Raw genomic sequence first — 19,862 nt, 5'->3', positions numbered from 1 at the left:
CCCCCCCCCCCCCCCCCCCCCCCCCCCCCCCCCCCCCCCCCCCCCCCCCCCCCTTTTTAGATGTGTATAAGAGACAGCGCCCAGGCCGGCGAGCGCGCCCAGCGCCGCGCCGGCCGCGTACTGCGCCGGCCTGGGCCAGCGCACCAGCCGGCGCTGCAGGCTGCAGGCCAGCAGCAGCCAGCCGAGCGTGGCCGGCAGCACGCCGGCCGTCAGCCCCGCCAGCCGCCACAGCCAGTCCAGAGGGCCCGCCGCCCCGAACAGCGCGCCGGCACCGGCGATCGTCTCCACCAGCAGCACCGCGCGCAGCACCACGCCGGCATGGCAGGCGTCGAAGGGCTGCACCGGCGCCGGACGCGCGGGCGCGTCGCCGGTATCCGGCGGCAGGGAGCGGGCCGATAAAATTCGCGCTTCTTTCATGGCAGGCAAGCGGGTCGCCCGGTGTTTGCGTAACAGATTATTGCCAATCCAATGGTTTCCAGCTTTTCCCCGCTTCCCCCCAGCAACCAGCTCGACAAGAAATCGGAAGCGTGGTCCGCCCTGTTCTCCGAGCCGATGAGCGACCTGGTCAAGCGCTACACGGCCAGCGTCTTTTTCGACAAGCGCCTGTGGCAGGCCGACATCCAGGGCAGCCTGGCGCATGCCGACATGCTGGCCGCGCAGGGCATCATCGCCGCGCAGGACCACGCCGCCATCCGGCGCGGCATGGCGCAGATCACGCAGGAGATCGAGTCCGGCGCGTTCGAATGGAAGCTCGACCTGGAGGACGTGCACCTCAACATCGAGGCGCGCCTGACCCAGCTGGTGGGCGATGCGGGCAAGCGCCTGCACACCGGCCGCAGCCGCAACGACCAGGTCGCCACCGACGTGCGCCTGTGGCTGCGCGGCGAGATCGACCTGATCGGCGGGCTGCTCGCCGACCTGCAGAAGGCGCTGGTGGACATCGCCGAGAAGAACGCCGACGTGATCCTGCCCGGCTTCACCCACCTGCAGGTGGCGCAGCCGGTGAGCTTCGGCCACCACATGCTGGCCTACGTGGAGATGTTCGCGCGCGACGCCGAGCGCATGGGCGACCTGCGCCGCCGCGTCAACCGCCTGCCGCTGGGCGCGGCCGCGCTGGCGGGCACCAGCTACCCGCTGGACCGCGAGCGCGTGGCGCGCACGCTGGGCATGGAGGGCGTCTGCCAGAACAGCCTGGACGCGGTGAGCGACCGCGACTTCGCCATCGAATTCACCGCCGCCGCCTCGCTGGCCATGGTGCACATCAGCCGCATGAGCGAAGAGCTGATCCTGTGGATGAGCCAGAGCTTCGGCTTCATCGACATCGCCGATCGCTTCTGCACCGGCTCGTCGATCATGCCGCAGAAGAAGAACCCCGACGTGCCCGAGCTGGCGCGCGGCAAGACCGGCCGCGTGGTCGGCCACCTGATGGGCCTGATCACGCTCATGAAGGGCCAGCCGCTGGCCTACAACAAGGACAACCAGGAAGACAAGGAGCCGCTGTTCGACACGGTGGACACGCTGAAGGACACGCTGCGCATCTTCGCCGAGATGGTCGGCGGCATCACCGTCAAGCCCGAGGCCATGGAGCGCGCCGCGCTGCGCGGCTACGCCACCGCCACCGACCTGGCCGACTACATGACCAAGAAGGGCCTGCCCTTCCGCGACGCGCATGAGGCCGTGGCCCATGCCGTCAAGACCGCCATCGCCCAGGGCCTGGACCTGTCCGAGCTGCCGCTGGAGGCGCTGCAGCAGTTCAACCCGCGGATCGAGTCCGACGTCTACGAGGTGCTGAGCCTGCGCGGCTCGCTCAACGCCCGCAGCACCCTGGGCGGCACCGCCCCGGCGCTGGTGCGCCAGCAGGCGGCGCGGCACCGCGCGCGGCTCGCGTTGCCTTAAGACTCGTCTCAGGAGGCCGGCGCAGAATCCGGCCCTTTACCCGAGGAGCCACGCCCCATGCGCCTGCTGCTGGTCGAAGACGACGCCATGATCGGCGAAGCGCTGCTCGACGTTTTGCGCGGCGAGCACTACGCGGTGGACTGGGTGCGCGACGGCGCCATGGCCGACACGGCGCTGCAGCATGAGCACTACGACCTGCTGCTGCTGGACCTGGGCCTACCCCGGCGCGACGGGCTGGAGGTGCTGCGCGCCCTGCGTGCGCGCGGGGCCAGGCTGCCGGTGCTGATCGCCACCGCGCGCGACGCCGTCAGCGACCGCGTCGCCGGCCTGGACGCCGGCGCCGACGACTACGTGGTCAAGCCCTACGACACCGACGAACTGCTGGCGCGCATCCGCGCCCTGATCCGGCGCGGCGAGGGCCATGCCGCGCCGACCTATTCGCACCGCGGCGTCACGCTCGACCCGGCCACCCACGGCGCCACGCTCAACGGCCAGCCGGTGGTGCTCTCGGCGCGCGAATGGGCGGTGCTCGAACCCATGCTGGCGCGCCCGGGCGTGCTGTTCTCGCGCACCCAACTGGAGGAAAAGCTGTTCGGCTGGAAGGACGACGTCAGCAGCAATGCGGTGGAGGTCTACATCCACGGCGTGCGCAAGAAACTCGGGCCCGGGCTGATCCAGACCGTGCGCGGGCTCGGCTACATGGTGCCCAGATGAGCGCGCCGGGCTGGCGCCGGCACATTGCCCCGCGCTCGCTGCGCACCCGCCTGCTCGGGCTGGTGCTGGCCTGCATCCTGCTGGGCAGCGCGGTGCTGGCCGCGGGCGCCTACCGCGGCGCGCTGCGCGAGGCCGACGCCATGAACGACCTGCACCTGCAGCAGGTCGCGCAGTCGCTGCGCAGCAACATTCCGCTCGGGTCTCTGGAGGGCCTCGGCGACGACGCCGACCTCGACCTGCTGGTGCAGATCTGGGGGCCGGACGGCGTGCAGATCTACCGCTCGGCGCGCGCCGAACTGCCGCAGCATGCGGTGCTGGGCTTCTCCGACGTGACGGTGCAGGGCACGCGCTACCGCGTCTACTCGATCCAGACGCCGCTGCAGACGGTGCAGATCGCGCAGGACATGGACGCGCGCCAGCGCCGCGCGCGCGCGCAGGCGCTGCGCGCCACGCTGCCGGCGCTGCTGACCGGGCCGCTGCTGATGCTGGCCGTGGGCTGGATCATCAGCCGCACGCTGGCGCCGGTGGAGCGCATGCGCCGCCAGGTGGCCGGGCGCGCCGCCGACGACCTGCACCCGCTGCCCGAGCAGGGCCTGCCCGACGAGGTGCGCCCGCTGGTGCAGGAACTCAACCTGCTGTTCGGCCGCACCCGCCGCGCGTTCGAGGCGCAGCGGCATTTCGTCGCGGACGCCGCGCACGAACTGCGCTCGCCGCTGACCGCGCTCAAGCTGCAGGTGCAGGCGCTGCGCCGCGCGCCCGAGGGCGAGGCGCGCGAACAGGCCGTGGCGCGCCTGGGCCAGGGCATCGACCGCGCCATCGCGCTGCTCGGGCAGTTGCTGGTGCTGGCGCGGCAGGAGGCCGGCGGCGAGCAGGCCAGCGCCTCGGCCGAGCTGGACCTGCAGGACCTGCTGCGCCAGGCCCTGGCCGACGTGCTGCCGCAGTCGCAGGCGCGCGGCATCGACCTGGGCCTGCACCACGCGGAGCCGGCGCGGGTGCGCGGCCAGGCCGATGCGTTGCGCATCCTGCTGCGCAACCTGCTGGACAACGCGCTCAAGTTCTCGCCCGCGGGCGGCCGCGTCGATGCCGAGCTGCGACGGGAAGACGGCGCGGCCCTGGTCGCCGTGGACGACAGCGGCCCGGGCATTGCGCAGGCGGACCGCGAGCGCGTCTTCGACCGCTTCTACCGCAGCCCCGAGGCCACCGCCGCCGGCAGCGGCCTGGGCCTGGCCATCGTCAAGGCGATTGCCGAGCGCCACGGCGCCACGCTGCGGCTGGAGCGCTCCGCCCGCCTGGGCGGGCTGCGCGTCGAGGTCCGCATCCCCCTCGTGGCATGAAGCAGCAGCACGACAGGTCCGCGCACTACCGCATCGTGCCGCTGGTGGTGGCCTGCCCGCTGTTCCTGCAGAACCTCGACACCTCGGTCATGGCCACGGCGCTGCCCTCCATCGCCGGCTCGCTGCAGGTGCAGGTGCTGCACCTGAACCTGGCGATCACCGCCTATCTGCTGAGCCTGGCGGTGTTCCTGCCGGTCAGCGGCTGGCTGTCCGAGCGCTTCGGCCCCAGGCGCGTGTTCTGCGGCGCCATCGTCTTCTTCTCGCTCGGCTCGGCGCTGTGCGGCGCGGCGCAGTCGCTGCCGCAACTGGTGCTGTTCCGCGTGCTGCAGGGCATGGGCGGCGCGATGATGGTGCCGGTCGGCCGGCTGATCCTGCTGCGCAGCGTGCCGCCCGCGCAAATGGTCGGCGCCATGGTCTGGTTCACCGTGCCCGGCGCGATCGGCCGCATGGCCGGGCCGCTGTTCGGCGGGGCCATCGTCACGCTGGTGTCCTGGCGCTGGATCTTCCTGGTCAACATTCCGTTCGGCCTGCTGGGCGTGCTGATGGCGCTGCGCTACGTCGATGCCGACGCCGCCGCGCCCGACCCGGCGAGGCGGGCGCCGTTCGACCTGCCCGGCTTCGTGCTGCTGGCCGTGGCGCTGACCTGCCTGCTGGGCGCGCTGGAGACCGCCGGCCGCGCGCTGGTACCGGTGGCTGCGAGCTGGGGCATGGCCGGCGCGGGCCTGCTGGCGCTCTGGGCCTACTGGCGCCACGGCCGGCGCCGCAGCGAGCCGCTGATCGATCTGGCCATCCTGCGCTACCCGAGCTACCGCGCCGCGGTGCTGGGCGGCATGCCGCTGCGCATTGCCATCGGCGCCTCGCCCTTTCTGCTGCCGCTGATGCTGCAGCTGGGCTTCGGCCTGTCGCCGCTGCGGTCGGGCCTGCTCACCGTGGCCACGGCCATCGGCTCGCTCAGCACGCGCACCGTCGTCGCGCGCCTGATCCGCGCCGTGGGCTTTCGCTCGCTGCTGATCGGGGCCACGGCCATGACCAGCATCCTGTACGCCAGCTACGGCCTGTTCCGGCCGGCCACGCCGCATCTGCTGATGTTCTGCGTGATGCTGCTGGGCGGCCTGTGCAATTCCATGGCCATGGTCACCCTCAACACGCTCGGCTACAGCGAAATCCCGCGCCCGCGCATGAGCCACGCCACGGCGCTGGCCAGCATGGCGCAGCAGTTGTCGGTGAGCCTGGGCGTGGTCATGGGCGCGGCCCTGCTGACCCTCGCCAGCCTGCTGCGCGGCGGCGATGCGGCGCATCTGCGGGCGGGCGATTTCTCGCCCGCCTTCGCGGTGGTCGGGATGATGACCCTGCTGTCGGTGCTGGCCTTTGCGCGGCTGCGCAAGGAGGAAGGGGAGGCGCTGCGCGCCGGGTGAATCGCGTTTGCTATAAAAATAATAGCTATAAGCCCAGGTATTTCCTGGGCTGCATGCCATTCTTGCCGAAATACCGGTGGGTTGAAACGTCTCAACGCGCCCATCGCGCCTTCAGCCCCGCCTAAGCCAGGCCCCGCATCATTCCTCCATCCCATCCCCTACCCAGGAGTGACACATGCGACTCGCCTCCCTGACCACCTCGCCCACGCGCCTCGTCGTGGCGCTGCTCGCGGCTGGCGCCATTGGCGGTGCGGGCGTTTCCGCGGTCGAATTCGCGCACACCCGCGTGCAGGCCCAGCCCGCGCCCGCCGTCATGGCCGCGGCGCCCGGCGCGTCCATCGCGCTGCCGGATTTCTCCACCATCACCCGGCAGTACGGCCCGGCCGTGGTCAACATCAGCGTGGTCGGCACCACCAAGGTGGCCGACAGCGCCGATGACGACGGCATGCCGAACGACCCGTTCTTCGAGTTCTTCAAGCGCTTCGAGGAGCAGCAGCAGGGCGGGCGCGCGCAGCGTCCGCGGGCGCCGCGCACGGTGCCGATGCGCGGCGAGGGTTCCGGCTTCATCGTCAGCCCGGACGGCATCATCATCACCAACGCCCACGTGGTGAAGGACGCCAAGGAGGTCACGGTCAAGCTGACCGACCGGCGCGAACTGCGCGCCAAGGTGCTGGGCACCGACGCCAAGACCGACATCGCGGTGCTCAAGGTCGATGCGCGCAACCTGCCGGTCGTCAGGCTGGGCAGCAGCGATGCGCTCAACGTCGGCGAATGGGTGCTGGCCATCGGCTCGCCCTTCGGCTTCGAGAACACCGTGACCGCCGGCGTGGTCAGCGCCAAGAACCGGGCGCTGCCCGACGACAGCGCGGTGCCCTTCATCCAGACCGACGTGGCGGTCAACCCCGGCAACTCCGGCGGCCCGCTGTTCAATGCGCGCGGCGAGGTGGTGGGCATCAACTCGCAGATCTACAGCCGCACCGGCGGCTACCAGGGCGTGTCGTTCGCGATCCCGATCGACCTGGCGAGCAAGGTCGAGCAGCAGATCGTCGCCCACGGCAAGGTCCAGCATGCGCGCCTGGGCGTGATGGTGCAGGAGGTCAACCAGTCGTTGGCCGACTCCTTCAAGCTCGACGCGCCCGAAGGCGCGCTGGTGGCCAACGTGGAGAAGGGCAGTCCGGCCGACAGGGCGGGCCTGGAGACCGGCGACGTGATCCGCAAGGTGGACGGCAAGCCCGTCGTGTCCTCGGCCGACCTGCCCGCGCAGATCAGCCTGGCCACGCCCGGCCAGAAGGTGCAGTTGCAGGTATGGCGCAAGGGCGCGACCCGCGAGCTGACCGCCACGCTGGGCGACGACGCCGACAAGGGCACGCAGTTGGCCGCGGGCGACGGCGCGCCGGCCCAGGGCAGGCTGGGCCTGGCCCTGCGCCCGCTCAACCCGCAGGAGCGCGAGGAAGCGGGCGTGGCGGGCGGATTGCTGGTGCAGGACGCCAGCGGTCCGGCGGAGATGGCCGGCATCCAGGCCGGCGACGTGCTGCTGGCGATCAACGGCACGCCGGTGCGCAGCGTCGAGCAGGTGCGCGCCGTGGTGGCCAAGTCCGACAAGTCGGTGGCCCTGCTGGTGCAGCGCGGGGACAGCAAGATCTTCGTGCCGGTGCACATCGGCTGAGCCGCTGCGCCGCTGCGCGGGCATGCCGTCGCAAGGTGGCATGCCTGTTGCTTTTTGGTCAAGGGTCAACGGGAAAACCCGCTGCCGCGTTGGTGCGGGCCAGCGGATAGTTTCCCGGCGACTGCCTCGTCCTCCCATGCCTTCTGTCCTTGTGCTGCCATGCCCGTGACTGTTCCTGCCCGTTCTGCGCGTCCCCGGGCCGCGTTGCGCATTGCCCTGCTGGCCTGTTCGGCGAGCGCCTGCGTGGCCGCGGGCGCCAGCCAGGGGGGCGATACGCTCGGCATGGCGGCGCCGACCCATCCACTGGCCCGGGTCGTCCCGAGCGCCGAGGTGCGCTGGCAGTCCAGCATGGCGGCCTTTGCCGCCGCCGACCGCGAGCAGCAGCCGGCGTCGGACGGCGTGCTGTTCGTCGGCAGTTCCACCATCCGCATGTGGAGCCAGCTGTCGCAGGAATTCCGGCAGGCGCCCGTGGTCATCAACCGGGGCTTCGGCGGCTCCACCATGGCCGACTGCCATTACTTCGTGAAACAACTCGTGGTGCAGTACCGGCCACGCCAGGTGCTGGTCTATGCCGGTGACAATGACCTGGCGGTGGGCCGTACGCCGGCCCAGGTGCTGGCGAGCTTCCAGGGTTTCGTGCAGACCGTGCGCAAGGCCCGGCCCGATACCGTCATCGACTACATCTCGATCAAGCCCAGCCCGTCGCGCGCTGGGCTGATGCCGCAGATCCGCGAGACCAACGCGCTGGTCGAGGCCTACGTCAGGACCCTGCCCAACGCCCGGTACATCGACGTCTTCAGCAAGATGCTCGATGCCCGGGGCGCGCCGCGCGAGGACCTGTTCCGCGCCGACCGCCTGCACATGAACGACGAGGGCTATGCGCTCTGGCGCTCGGTGATCTCGGCCTACGTGCGGCCCGCGGCCCAGGGCGAGGAGGCCTCGGCGGCGGCCGCCCGGCAGCCCGGGGTCGGCTTGTCGTCGGCCAGCTACCAGCCCTGAGCGCGCCCTTTTCGGTCAATGCATGTGGCCGTGGGCGGCGCCGGCGGCGGCACCGTCCGGCGCCCCGACCGGTACCTTCAGTTCCAGTGCGCTCTTGCGGCCCTGGGCATCCTCGAACTGCAGCGACAGCGGGACGCTCGCCCCTTTGGTGATCGGCTGCTTCAGTTGCATCAGCATGATGTGGTAGCCGCCGGGCGCCAGCGCCACGGTCTGCCGCGGCGGCAGCGCCAGGCCATCGGGCAGGGCGCGCATGCGCATGACGTCGCCGTCCATCTTCATCTCATGCACTTCGGCGATGCCTGCGACGGGCGTGGAAACACCGATCAGGCGCGCGCCCGAGGGGGCCGTGAGCTTCATGAAGGCGCCGGTGCCGCTCTGCCCGGGGACGGCCTGCCGCACCCAGGCATCGCGCACGTCGACCGGTGCCACGCCGGGGGCCAGCACGTCCAGCCGCGCGGCGGGAAACTCCGGCTTCTGCGCCGTGTCCGCGGCCGGGATCTGCGCCCAGTCGGCGCTGCCCTTGTCGCAGCTCTGCAGCACCTTGAACCAGAGCGTGCCCGGCTTGTCGGTGAGCTTGCCGCGCAGCACGAATTCGCCGTGCTCCTTGCCCTGCAGGGCGGTCTGGGCGCTGTCGGCGGTCCAGCTCACCTCCTGCGCCTTGGTCGACAGCGTCCAGCCGGCGCGCGGCTGCGCCCCGGCCAGGGTGAAGCCCTCGGGCAGCCGGACGGTGATGCCGGTGGTGGCCTGTGCGTCCTTGCAGGCATGGCCGACGCGGAAGGCCGCCTCGTAGTCGCTGCCGGCGGTGGCGCCGCCGGGCGGCAGGGTCACGTGGGCGGAGGCGCCGCCGGCGCACAACAGGGCGGCGCACAGGGGCAGGAAGCGGTTCGGACGGGGGATGGACATGGCATGGGCTCCTGAAAAAACGAGGGGTGGGTGATTCACAGGTCGACTCTCAACTCTGCGGTGTAGCTGCGCTGCGGGTAGGGGTGGAAGTTCCAGTACTGGTAGTTGTTGAGGTTGTCGATGCCGAAGGCCGCGCTCCACTGCCGGTCGATCCGGTAGCGCAGCCGCAGGTCGGTGGTGAAGTACTGGCTGACCCCCTGGTAGGCAAAGCCGTTCACGTCGCTGTTGTCCAGCGTGCGGTACTGCCGCCCGCTGTAGCGCGCGCCCAGCGTGGCCGACAGGCGCTCGTCGAAGCGGTAGCTGGCCAGCACGGTGGCGCGCCAGCGCGGGATGTTGGGCTGCCATTTTCCGATGGTGTCGCCGGGCACCGAGACGAAGCCGCCGTTGTCCTTGATGATCGAACGCGCATAGGTCAGGCTGGCATTCAGGTCCAGGCCGCGCACCAGCAGGTCGCTGCCGTTGAGGGCGGTCTCGATGCCCCGGGTGGCGATGCGCCTGACGTTCTGCACGCGGCTGATGTTGCGGTTGGCGGTGGCGTCGTAGGTGGTCTGGGAATAGAGCGAATCGCGCACCTCCTCGGCGAAGAAGGTCAGGCGCGCCAGCGCGTGGCCCAGGTCTTTCTCGGCCGAGAGTTCGGTGGTCCAGGACTTCTCCGGTTTCAGGTGGGGATCGTTGATGTATTGCGAGTTGGCGGTCGAGGTGGCGCCATAGAGTTCGCTCACCGTGGGCATGCGCACGGCGCGGCCGATGGAGCCGCGCAGCACCGTGTCCGGCAGCCACTGCCAGGACAGCGCGCCCTTGGGCGAGAAGTGGTTCTCGCGCCGTGCCGGGTAGGTGAGCGCGCTGGTGGCGGAGAACGCCGTGCTGCCTTCGCTGGCCTGCCAGTGTTCGGCGCGGCCGCCGAGCACGGCCTTCCAGCGCGGCGCCAGCAGCCAGGCGTCCTGGGCGTACAGGCTTTGCAACTGGGTGTTGCCGCGCACGTTGCTGGCCAGGGCACCCGGGCCGTCCGTGAGGTAGTTGCCGGCGATGTTGGAGGTCCGGTAGCGCAGGCGGTAGTTCTCCTGCTGGAAGCCGAAATCCACCACATGGCCGCTGGCCGTGCCGGTGGGCCGCCAGATGCCCTTGAGCGCCAGCGTGCTCCAGCCGGTGCCGCTGCCATCGGCCAGGGTGCCGGGGCCGCCGCTCCAGGCCGCCGGCAGCGTGTTGGCCGCGCTGTTCTGGCGCTTGTCGTCGCGCTGGTAGTCGTACAGGCTGGCCGCCACCTCCCAGTCCCAGACGCCCTGGGTGTGGCGCTTGACCGACAGGCCCTGCATCACGTGCAGCAGCTTCTCGCGCGTCACCGGGAAATCGCCGCCGCCCAGCGCCTGCGCGCCGGTGAAGGCCTGGCCGTTGATGTTGATCGGGCCGCTGTACACCGGCCGGCCCGAGGCATCGCGTAGGTAGGACGCGGGGTTGCCGCTGGCGTCGTTCTGCCACAGGCCCAGGAGGTAGGTGGCGCGTACCGTGGGCGTGATGTCGTAGGCCAGCTTGGCCTTGGCATGGTCCTGCCGCGTGCTGTACTGCGTGCCGCTGCCCAGGAGGTACCAGGGCGCGTTGCTCTTGTCGGCGCCCGGCACCGCGCCGCTCACGGCGGTGCCTGCGGCGCCGGGCGCGCCGCTGCCGCGCAGGCGCGTCGTGAAGGTCAGCGGCTGGCCCTGGCTGTCGGTGCGGTTGGCATTGATCCACCATGACCAGTCGCCGCTCCTGTTGCCGAGCGAGACACTGCTCTGCCAGGCGCGGAAAGTCTGGCGCGTGCCATACAGGTCGAAGGGCTGGGAGGTGTTGCCGGCCTTGGCATGCGCCTCGAACCGGGTCGGCATGCGGGTGACGTAGTCCACCACCGCGCCCACCGAATTGCCCGGGTAGGCGGCGGAGAACGGGCCGTACATCACGTCGACGCGCTCGATCTCCTCCGGCGTCACCATGCCCCAGCGCGGCGGGTAGGACAGGCCGCCCACACCGTTGCCCAGGTAGTTGGACAGCAGCATGCCGTCGGCATAGACGGCCGAGCGTGCGCTGTTGCCGGTGCCCGAGGCGCGGCTCGACAGGATGGCGTGGTTGTAGTCGCCGATGTAGCGCTTGCGCACCAGCAGGCTCGGGAAGTACTTGAGCGTGTCCTCGCTGTCGGTGGCGTTTACGGTGCGCTCGATCTGCTCGCGCGTCGTGCCCTCCACCGTGGTCGGGATCTGCGTGGGCAGCGAGCTCGGCTGGCCGCCGCTGATGGTGACCACGCCCAGGGACTTGGTCGGGGCCTCGGTGGCGTTCTGTGCCCAGGCCGGGGTGAGGAAGGGGCAGGCGGCCGCCAGCGCGGCGGCCCATGCGCGGGTTCTTGCAGGCATCAATTCTCCAGAAACGGTGGCTGCGCCTCGGTTTTGCGCCGGGCGCGCCGTGTCAACGGCCCGTGCGAGGGCCTCGCATGCTGCGAAGCCTGGCGCCGCGACGGGGAGGGTTCAGAGAAGAGAAGGGGGCGGCCCGCGCGCGGGCAGCGGCGCGGCGGTGAGCGCCGCGATGCGCGCGGCCGGGATGGCGCGCAGCACGTAGGCCAGCGGCTGCACCGGCGCGGCCACGCCGTGCGTGGACGGTGCCGGCGGCGCGCCGCCAGGGGCGCACAGGGGGCAGTCCATGGCCGATGCTTTGGCCTCGTGCACGCCGCCATCGGCGGTCTTGAGCACCAGCTTGACCATGCCCGCGCCGGAGCAGATCACGTCGAAGGACTGCGGTGCGACGAGCGGCGAGGCCGCCGCCGCGCCCAGGTACAGCGCAAACCACACCAGCAGGAAGCGGGTGAGGTGGCGAAGCTGGCGCAGGGCGTGCATCCGCGGATTATCCCGCACATCCCGTTGCCGTCGCCGGCCGTGGCTCTGGCTCGGGCGGCCGTTCGAGCCACAGCGTGATCCGCGCGACCGCGTAGAGCGCGGTGAAACAGCCCAGCAGCAGCAGGGCGTCCACCCACCAGGGGCGCGCATGGGGGTTGGCGCCGAAGAAGGTCAGCGTGAGCAGCACGATCACCAGGTGGGCGCAGAACACCGCCAGCGAGGCCGAGCCCATGGCCTCCAGCCAGTGCAGGCGCGGCATGCGGCGCGCCAGCGCCGGGCCGAAGCGGATCGCCAGCACCATCAGCGCGAACAGGTCCAGCAGGCGCAGCGGCCCGAGCGCCCATTTGTCGAACAGCAGATTCATGCGCTGGTCGGCGCCGAAGGGCGCCTGGCCGAGCTCGTGGCGCCAGACCAGGCAGATCAGGGCGAACACCGCGGCCACCACCACCGCCCAGTTCGGGAAGCGCAAAGGCGGTGCCAGCGGGTCGTTGCGGGTGGCGCCCATCCACAGCCCCAGCATCCACAGGAACTGCCAGCTGTACATGGCGAAGGAGCCGGTCTCGTGGAAGGGCACCGGCATGCCCACGGTGTCGCGCACCGCGTCGTAGGCCCATTCGCCCAGGCCGAACTGCGACAGCAGCCACAGCAGCACGCTCACCGTCATCACCGGCGCCCAGCCATGGCGCAGCGCCAGCGCCAGCACCCAGGGGCTGGCCAGCATGAACAGCACGTAGAGCGGCAGGATGTCCAGCAGCGGCGGCTCATACACCAGCAGCAGCCCGGAGATGAAGGCCACCTTGGGCCGCTGCAGGTAGAAGGACATCAGGTCCTTGACGGCGGGCTGGTCCACCTTGAGGCCGAAGAAGGCGATCACCGTGAACAGGAACAGCAGCGTCGCCGCCTGGCACCAGTAGACCTTGAGCGCGCGCCGCCAGAAGGCGCGCTCCATGTCGGCGATGCTCTTGCGCCAGGCCAGGCGCCCGTAGACCAAGCCCGCCATGTAGGCCGACAGCAGCACGAAGCCCTCGGCCGCCGAGACGAAACCGAAGGGCTGGCCTGCCGGCGTGGTCAGCCGCGTCGGCAGGTGGGTGAGCGTCATCAGCACCAGCATCAGCCCGCGCAAGGCATCGATCTCCCAGCGGCGGGCGGTGGAGGGCGTCATGGGGCGGGCGGGCGAAGCGTGGAGGGTAAAGCGCCCGATTCTCACCGCAAGGCCGCGAGTCCGCCTGTCGCCACGGTTCGACACGAAGTGCGGTGAGGGATCGGCTACGCTGGCGGGCCGACAGTAGGGAATGCATGGGAGTCCGTTTGAAGAACCACCGTTTTGCCATGGCCGGCCTGCTGCTCGCCGGCGCGCACCTCGCGGCCCATGCGCTGCAGATCAGTTCCTTCTCGCCGCAGGGCGAGGTCGCGCGCATCCGCCAGGCGGTGGCCAGGTTCGACGGCCCGGCGATCCGCTTCGGCGACCCGGCCGCGCCGGCGCCGTTCAGCATCGAATGCAGCGACAAGGAGGCCGGCAAGGGCAGCGGGCGCTGGACCAGCGAGCGCGAATGGGTCTGGGACTTCGCCGCCGACCTGCCCCCGGGCGTGCGCTGCAGCGCCATTCCTAAAAAGAGCTTCATTTCGGCATCAAGCCCAGGATCTGCCTTGGCTTACAGCTATCAATTCAGTAGCGGAGGCCCGTTCGTGCTGAGCGTGCGCCCCGGCACTTGGCAGCGCATCGAGGAAGACCAGTTCTTCGTCCTGCAGCTCAACGGCCCGGCCAGCCTGGACAGCGTGCGCGAACATGTCTGGTGCAGCGTGGAGGGCCTGGGCGAACGGGTGCCGGTGCGTCTGGTCGAGGGAGCCCAGCGCGCCGAACTGCTCAAGGCCACCGGGCTGGACCTGCGCGCGCAGAAGGCGCCGCTGGCCTACGCCACGCTGGCCTGCAACCGGGCGCTGCCGCCGGCGGCGCAGGTCAGCCTGGTGTTCGGCCAGGGCGTGGCCACGCCCGGCGGCGTGCCCAACAAGCTGGAGAAGCGCTTCACCTGGCAGGTGCGCGAGCCGTTCACGGCCGATTTCCGCTGCGAACGCGAGGACGCCCAGGCGGCCTGCCTGCCGATCCGGCCCATGGCGCTGCAGTTCAGCGCGCCGGTCACGCGCAAGCAGGCGCTGGCGGTACGCCTGCGCGGCGGCGCCGCGCCGCTGGCGCCCACGCTGGAGGACGGCGAGGACAAGGGCGGCGACGACGCGGTGGTCAACGGCGTCCGCTTTGCCGGCCCGTTTGCCGAGAGCACCGCCTACACGCTCGAGCTGCCCGCCGGCTTCACCGACGCCTCCGGCCGGCCGCTGCGCAACGCCGCGAGCTTTCCGCTGCGCGCGGCGACCGGCGCGCTGCCGCCGCTGGCCAAGTTCGCGGCCGCGCCTTTCGGCATCGTCGAGCGCTTCGCCGAGCCCGACGGCGACAAGAGCGGCAAGGCGCTGCTGCCGGTCACGCTGCGCAAGGTCGAGGCGGCGCTGGCCGCGCAGGACCTGCAGCCCGCGCGCGTGGGCGACCTGCGGCCGCAGACCGACGCCGAGATCATTGCCTGGTTCGCCAAGGTGCAGCGCTACGACGCATCCAGCGTGCCGCGCGCCCAGGCCGCGCGCGACGTGCAGGGCGCGCTGCCGCCGCCGCGCCCGGAGCGCAAGGACGAGGTCGAGTCGCGCAGCGTCAGCCTGCTGGCCGGCCAGCCGGGCGTGAAGACGCTGGAGCTGCCGCGCGCCGTGGCCGAGGACCCGCGGCCCTTCGAGGTGGTCGGCATTCCGCTGGACCCGGGCTTCCACGTGCTGGAGATCGCCTCGCCGCGCCTGGGCGAGGCGCTGCTGGACCCGGCCTACGGCGCGCGCCGCCCCATGTACGTGCGCACCACCGCGCTGGTGACCAACCTGGGTGTGCACTTCAAGCTCGGCCGCGAGAATGCGCTGGCCTGGGTCACCACGCTGGACAAGGGCCAGCCGCTGGCCGGCGCCGTGGTGCGCGTGTCCGACTGCAGCGGCCGCGAGCTGGCCAGCGCCAGCACCGACGCCCAGGGCCTGGCGCGCTTCGAAGGCCTGTCGCCCGAGCCGCCGCGCTGCAGCGAGAAGCAGGGCTGGGACTACCGCAGCGCCTATTTCGTCAGCGCCCGCGCCAAGGTGGCCGGTGCCGACGACATGGCCTTCACCTGGAGCGACTGGCAGCGCGGCATTGAGCCCTGGCGCTTCAACCTGCCCACCAGCCGCGCGGCGCCGCCCGACGTTCGGGCCACCACCGTGTTCGACCGCACGCTGCTGCGCGCGGGCGAGACGGTGTCGATGAAGCACCTGATCCGCACCGAAACCGGCCAGGGCTTCGGCCTGCCCACGGCGCTGCCGGCCAGGCTGCTCGTCACCCACGTCGGCACCGGCCAGCAGTTCGCGCAAGCCCTCGCCTGGCGCAAGACCGCCACCGGCGGCCAGAGCGCAGAGAGCACCTTCCAGATCCCGCCGGCGGCCAAGCTGGGGCTCTACAGCGTGGAACTGGCCACGGGCAACGGCAACCTGTCCACCGGCAGCTTCCGTGTCGAGGAATTCCGCCTGCCGGTGTTCGAGGGCCGCATCGCGCCGGTCGATTCCAAGCCGCTGGTCAACGCCGCCAGCGTGCCCACGCAACTGCGCGTGGGCTATGTGCAGGGCGGCGGCGCCGCGCGGCTGCCGGTGCGCGTGTCGGCCATGCTCAGCCCCAAGCAACTGGCCTACCCGGAGTACGACGACTTCAGCTTCACGCCGCCGCGCGAGCGCCGCCAGACCACCTCCGACGACGTCGGCGAGGAAACCCAGGAGGCCGCCGCCGACACCCGCGTGGTCGCCGACAAGCTGCCCCTGGTGCTGGATGCCGAGGGCAACGGCCGGCTCACCATCCCCGACCTGCCCGCGGCCAAGGAGCCGCGCGAGCTGGTGCTGGAGGCAAGCTACTCCGACCCCAACGGCGAGGTGCAGACCCTGCGCAACACCGCCACGCTGTGGCCGGCGGGCGTGGTGGTGGGCCTCAAGACCGAAGGCTGGGTATCGGTGCAGCGGGCGTTGCGCTTCCAGGCGCTGGCGCTGGACCTGGCCGGCAGGCCCAAGGCGGGCGTGGCGCTGTCGGTGCGCGCCGTGGCGCGCACCGTGACCACCAGCCGCAAGCGCATGGTGGGCGGCTTCTACACCTACGACAACAAGACCGACACCCAGGACCTGGGCGAAGTCTGCAGCGGCAAGAGCGATGCGCGCGGCCTGCTGCAGTGCGAGCACAAGCTGGCCCGGCCGGGCGAGGTCGAACTGGTCGCCACCGCGCAGGATGGCGCCGGCAACGGCATCCAGGCCGCGCGCTCGGTCTACGTCACGCGCCAGGGCGAGCTGTGGTTCGGCGGCGAGGACCACGACCGCATCGACCTGCTGCCCGAGAAGAAGCGCTACGAGCCCGGCGAAACCGCCAAGTTCCAGGTGCGCATGCCGTTCCGCTATGCCACCGCGCTGGTGGCGGTCGAGCGCGAAGGCATCCTGCAGACCCAGGTGGTGCGCCTGGAAGGCCAGGACCCGACGGTGCAGCTGAAGGTGGAGGAGGGCTGGGGCCCCAACGTCTACGTGAGCGTGCTGGCGCTGCGCGGGCGCTTGCGCGAGGTGCCCTGGTACAGCTTCTTCACCTGGGGCTACAAGGCCCCGCGCGAATGGTGGAGCGCCTTCCGCGTCGAGGGCCGCGACTACGTCGCGCCTACGTCGCTGGTCGACCTGAGCAAGCCCGCCTACCGGCTGGGCGTGGCCGAGATCAGCGTGGGCAACCGCGCCCACCGCATCGACGTCAAGGTGGCCGCCGACAGGCAGAGCTACCCGGTGCGCGGCACCGCCAGGGTCACGATCAGCGCCAGCCTGCCCGACGGCAGCCCCGCGGCCAACGCCGAAGTGGCCGTGGCCGCGGTCGACCAGGCCCTGCTGGAGCTGATGCCCAACGGCAGCTGGAACCTGCTCGACGCCATGCTGCAGCGCCGCGACTGGGGCGTGGAGACCTCCACCGCGCAGATGGAAATCGTCGGCCGGCGCCACTACGGCCGCAAGGCCGTGCCCGCGGGCGGCGGCGGCGGACACGGCATCACGCGCGAACTGCTCGACACGCTGCTGCTGTGGAAACCGCGCGTGCCATTGGACGCGCAGGGCCGCGCGCAGATCGACGTGCCGCTCAACGATGCGCTGAGCACCTTCCGCATCGTCGCCGTGGCCGACATGGGCACCGGCCGCTTCGGCACCGGCCAGACCACCGTCCGCGCCACGCAGGACCTCCAGATCATCAGCGGCCTGCCGCCGCTGGTGCGCGAGGGCGATGCCTTCCGCGCGCAGATCACGCTGCGCAACACCACGGCCAAGGCCATGAAGGTCGAGGCCACGGCGCGCGCCACCCTGCTCGAACTGCAGGCGCAGACGGTGGACATCCCGCCCGGCGAATCGCGTGAAGTGGGCTGGAACGTCACCGCGCCCGAGCAGCTCGGCCAGACCCGCGCCCAGGCCCTGCTGTGGGAGATCGCCGCGCGCGACACCGCCAGCGGCGCCACCGCGCGCGACGCGCTCAAGGCCCGCCAGCGCATCGTGCCCGCCGTGCCGCTGTCGGTACAGCAGGCCACGCTGGTGCAGCTCGATGGCCCTTACCAGCTGGACGTGGCCCCACCCGCCGGCGCCTTGCCGGAGGCCGGCGCCAGGCGCGGCGGCCTGAAACTCGCGCTGCAGCCCAAACTGGCCGAAGGCCTGCCCGGCGTGCGCGACTGGTTCGCCAACTACCCCTTCGTCTGCCTGGAGCAGAAGGCCAGCAAGGCGGTGGGCATGGCCGACGGTGCGCTGTGGAAGAGCGTCGTGGCGCAACTGCCCGGCTACCTCGACAGGGACGGCCTGGCCAGCTACTTCCCGCCGCGCGAGGGCCAGGACGCGCGCGGCAGCGACACCCTCACCGCCTATGTGCTGGCCGCCACGCACGAGGCGGCCGTGCTGCACCCCGAGTTCGCGCTGCCCGAGGCGCCGCGCGACGCCATGCTGGCGGGCCTGGCGGCATTCGTGGAGGGCCGCATCCAGCGCAACTTCTGGTCGCCGCAGAAAGACCTGGACGTGCGCAAGCTCGCCGCCATCGAGGCGCTGTCGCGCTACGGCCGTGCCCAGGGCCGCATGGCCGACAGCATCACCATCGCGCCCAGCCAGTGGCCCACGCATGCGCTGATCGACTGGCTCAACGTGCTCAGGCGCGTGCCCGACGTGCCGCGGCGCGCGCAGCGGCTGCAGGAGGCCCACCAGATCCTGCGCGCGCGCCTGTCCTACCAGGGCACCAGACTCGTCTTCAGCACCGAACAGGGCGACTACTGGTGGTGGCTCATGGCCAATGGCGACGCCAACACCGCCAAGCTCATGCTCGCCGTCATGGACGACCCGGCCTGGAAGGACGACCTGGGCCGCCTGGCCAACGGCTTCATCGCGCGCCAGCAGAACGGCGCCTGGCACACCACCACCGCCAACCTGTGGGGCGGCCTGGCGCTGGAGCGCTTCTCGGCCAGGTTCGAGGCCACGCCCGTCACCGGCAACACCCGCGCCAGCTTGGGCGACGCCAGCGCGGCGGTGGACTGGAGCCGGGTCGAGCGCGTCAAGCCCGGCGACGCCGGCGGCGCGCCCAACCTCACCAGCTTCTTCGGCGCGCCCGCATCGCCCGGCACCCTGAAGAACAACGGCATGTTCCTGCCCTGGCCCGCCAGCGGCAAGGCCACGCTGGAGGTGGCGCAGCAAGGCACCGGCAAGCCCTGGCTCACGGTGCAGTCGCTGGCCGCCGTGCCGCGCAGCCAGCCGTTCTTCGCCGGCTACCAGTTGAAGAAAACCATCACCCCGGTGGAGCAGGCCACCAAAGGCCAATGGACCCGCGGCGACGTGCTGCGCGTGACGCTGGAGGTCACCGCCAGCGCCGACATGACCTGGGTCGTCATCAGCGACCCGGTCCCCAGCGGCGCCACCATCCTCGGCAGCGGCCTGGGCCGCGACTCGCAGATCGCCACCCAGGGCGAGAAAGCCGCCACCGGCGCCGGCCTGCCCGCCTTCGAGGAGCGCAGCTTCGAGGCCTTCCGCAGCTACTACGAGTACCTGCCCAAGGGCACGGCCAGGATGGAGTACACCCTGCGCCTGAACAACGTCGGCGACTTCGCGCTACCGGCCAGCCGGGTAGAGGCCATGTATGCGCCGGAGATGTTCGGGGAACTGCCGAATGCGCGGGTGAGGGTGGAGGCGGGAAGGTGAGGGGCCGGCAGGCTGCGTCGGGGACAGGCATGACCACTGACAAGCAACGAGTCGTGTCGTCGGGCTATGACCAGGTGGCGGACGCCTACCTCGACCGTTTCGGCGTCTCGGCCGTGCGGCAGAAGTGGCTGGAGCGTCTCATCGGCAGGCTGCCCGTGACCGGCGCCAAAGTGCTCGACCTGGGTTGCGGAGCTGGGGTTCCAGTCGCACGCGAGCTGGTGGCGCTCGGGCACGCGGTCGTCGGCGTGGATGGTTCGCGCCAGCAAATTGCCAGGGCGCGCCAGAACCTGCCGGACGCGGTATTTGTCGAAGCGGACATGTGCAGTGCCGTCTTCGAGGCGGGCTCATTTGACGCCGTGGGCGCCTTCTATTCCATCACCCATGTTCCGGCTGCGCAGCAACGGCGCTTGATCGCCGACATTGCCACCTGGCTCAAGCCCGGCGGCATCCTGGTCGCAAGCTTCGGGGCGGGACCGGCGGGGGAATGGACCGGCGATTGGCTCGGAACCACGATGTTCTTCGGGCATGCGGGAGAGGCCGAAACGCTCAAGTCCCTGGCTGATGCGGGCTTGCGAGTGCTCGATTCTTCGGTTGAAACCCAGGACAATGAAGACGCTGCGTTCTTGTGGATTGAAGCGGTCAGGCACCGTGATCTGCCTTAATCTTACTGTGTCATAAATGTCACAATTCGATCTTCCGGACTTCGATTTGGAGGATCGATGAATGCAGCCGAGCGCTTCGATAGCTATCTGGAGCACCTGAGCGAAGGCCTGGGTCACGTGGACCGGCATGCGGGCCTTCGCGGTTA

Annotated in this window: 12 protein-coding genes and 1 pseudogene; 8 read left to right on the top strand and 5 right to left on the bottom strand. The window is 71.0% G+C overall.

Going from position 1 to position 19,862, the window contains the following annotated elements; translation table 11 throughout:
- A pseudogene (locus JHD63_RS16830) lies at nucleotides 1-417 on the bottom strand (sensor histidine kinase); the annotation flags it as partial.
- A 51-nt stretch (nucleotides 418-468) separates the two neighbouring features.
- Between JHD63_RS16830 and argH the strand changes: the two are divergent.
- The 6 genes from argH to JHD63_RS16800 all read left to right on the top strand — a co-directional run bounded on the left by argH (nucleotide 469) and on the right by JHD63_RS16800 (nucleotide 8,024).
- Nucleotides 469-1,896 (top strand): argininosuccinate lyase, encoded by a 1,428-nt coding sequence (argH, locus tag JHD63_RS16825; protein WP_198971956.1) that lies wholly within the window; start codon nucleotides 469-471, stop codon nucleotides 1,894-1,896.
- Nucleotides 1,897-1,953: 57 nt separating this feature from the next.
- The gene (locus JHD63_RS16820; protein WP_198971955.1) at nucleotides 1,954-2,610 is read left to right on the top strand and encodes a response regulator; all 657 of its coding nucleotides are present in this window, start codon (nucleotides 1,954-1,956) and stop codon (nucleotides 2,608-2,610) included.
- Nucleotides 2,607-3,944 (top strand): ATP-binding protein, encoded by a 1,338-nt coding sequence (locus JHD63_RS16815; RefSeq protein ID WP_198971954.1) that lies wholly within the window; start codon nucleotides 2,607-2,609, stop codon nucleotides 3,942-3,944. The genes JHD63_RS16820 and JHD63_RS16815 overlap by 4 nt, the downstream gene beginning before the upstream one ends.
- Nucleotides 3,941-5,359 (top strand): MFS transporter, encoded by a 1,419-nt coding sequence (locus tag JHD63_RS16810; protein WP_198971953.1) that lies wholly within the window; start codon nucleotides 3,941-3,943, stop codon nucleotides 5,357-5,359. The genes JHD63_RS16815 and JHD63_RS16810 overlap by 4 nt, the downstream gene beginning before the upstream one ends.
- Nucleotides 5,360-5,534: 175 nt before the next feature.
- Nucleotides 5,535-7,025 carry a DegQ family serine endoprotease gene (locus tag JHD63_RS16805; RefSeq protein ID WP_198971952.1) on the top strand — a complete coding sequence of 497 codons (1,491 nt, stop codon included), beginning with the start codon at nucleotides 5,535-5,537 and terminating at the stop codon, nucleotides 7,023-7,025.
- Nucleotides 7,026-7,307: 282 nt separating this feature from the next.
- Nucleotides 7,308-8,024, top strand: coding sequence for an SGNH/GDSL hydrolase family protein (locus tag JHD63_RS16800; protein ID WP_233168299.1), 717 nt, complete (start codon nucleotides 7,308-7,310; stop codon nucleotides 8,022-8,024).
- A 15-nt stretch (nucleotides 8,025-8,039) separates the two neighbouring features.
- Here the strand turns inward: JHD63_RS16800 and JHD63_RS16795 are convergent, their stop codons facing one another.
- From JHD63_RS16795 to opgC, 4 genes are all read right to left on the bottom strand, one after another.
- Nucleotides 8,040-8,927: a copper chaperone PCu(A)C gene (locus tag JHD63_RS16795; protein WP_198971950.1), complete on the bottom strand. Its 888-nt coding sequence runs from the start codon at nucleotides 8,925-8,927 to the stop codon at nucleotides 8,040-8,042.
- 35 nt (nucleotides 8,928-8,962) lie between these two features.
- Nucleotides 8,963-11,305 carry a TonB-dependent receptor gene (locus JHD63_RS16790; protein ID WP_198971949.1) on the bottom strand — a complete coding sequence of 781 codons (2,343 nt, stop codon included), beginning with the start codon at nucleotides 11,303-11,305 and terminating at the stop codon, nucleotides 8,963-8,965.
- Between the two features lie 111 nt (nucleotides 11,306-11,416).
- Nucleotides 11,417-11,782 carry a DUF2946 family protein gene (locus JHD63_RS16785; RefSeq protein ID WP_198971948.1) on the bottom strand — a complete coding sequence of 122 codons (366 nt, stop codon included), beginning with the start codon at nucleotides 11,780-11,782 and terminating at the stop codon, nucleotides 11,417-11,419.
- 7 nt (nucleotides 11,783-11,789) lie between these two features.
- Entirely contained in the window at nucleotides 11,790-12,944 is a 1,155-nt protein-coding gene (gene opgC / locus JHD63_RS16780; RefSeq protein WP_198971947.1) for an OpgC domain-containing protein, read from the bottom strand.
- Nucleotides 12,945-13,078: 134 nt separating this feature from the next.
- On the opposite strand from opgC, the gene JHD63_RS16775 reads away from it, so the two are divergent.
- Nucleotides 13,079-19,054: an alpha-2-macroglobulin family protein gene (locus JHD63_RS16775; protein ID WP_198971946.1), complete on the top strand. Its 5,976-nt coding sequence runs from the start codon at nucleotides 13,079-13,081 to the stop codon at nucleotides 19,052-19,054.
- Nucleotides 19,055-19,083: 29 nt separating this feature from the next.
- Nucleotides 19,084-19,716: a class I SAM-dependent methyltransferase gene (locus JHD63_RS16770; protein WP_198971945.1), complete on the top strand. Its 633-nt coding sequence runs from the start codon at nucleotides 19,084-19,086 to the stop codon at nucleotides 19,714-19,716.
- The last annotated feature ends 146 nt before the right edge of the window (nucleotides 19,717-19,862 follow it).

It is taken from the genome of Xylophilus sp. ASV27 (assembly GCF_016428875.1).
Lineage (GTDB): Bacteria > Pseudomonadota > Gammaproteobacteria > Burkholderiales > Burkholderiaceae_C > Xylophilus.
This window is presented reverse-complemented; position numbering and strand designations above follow the sequence as displayed.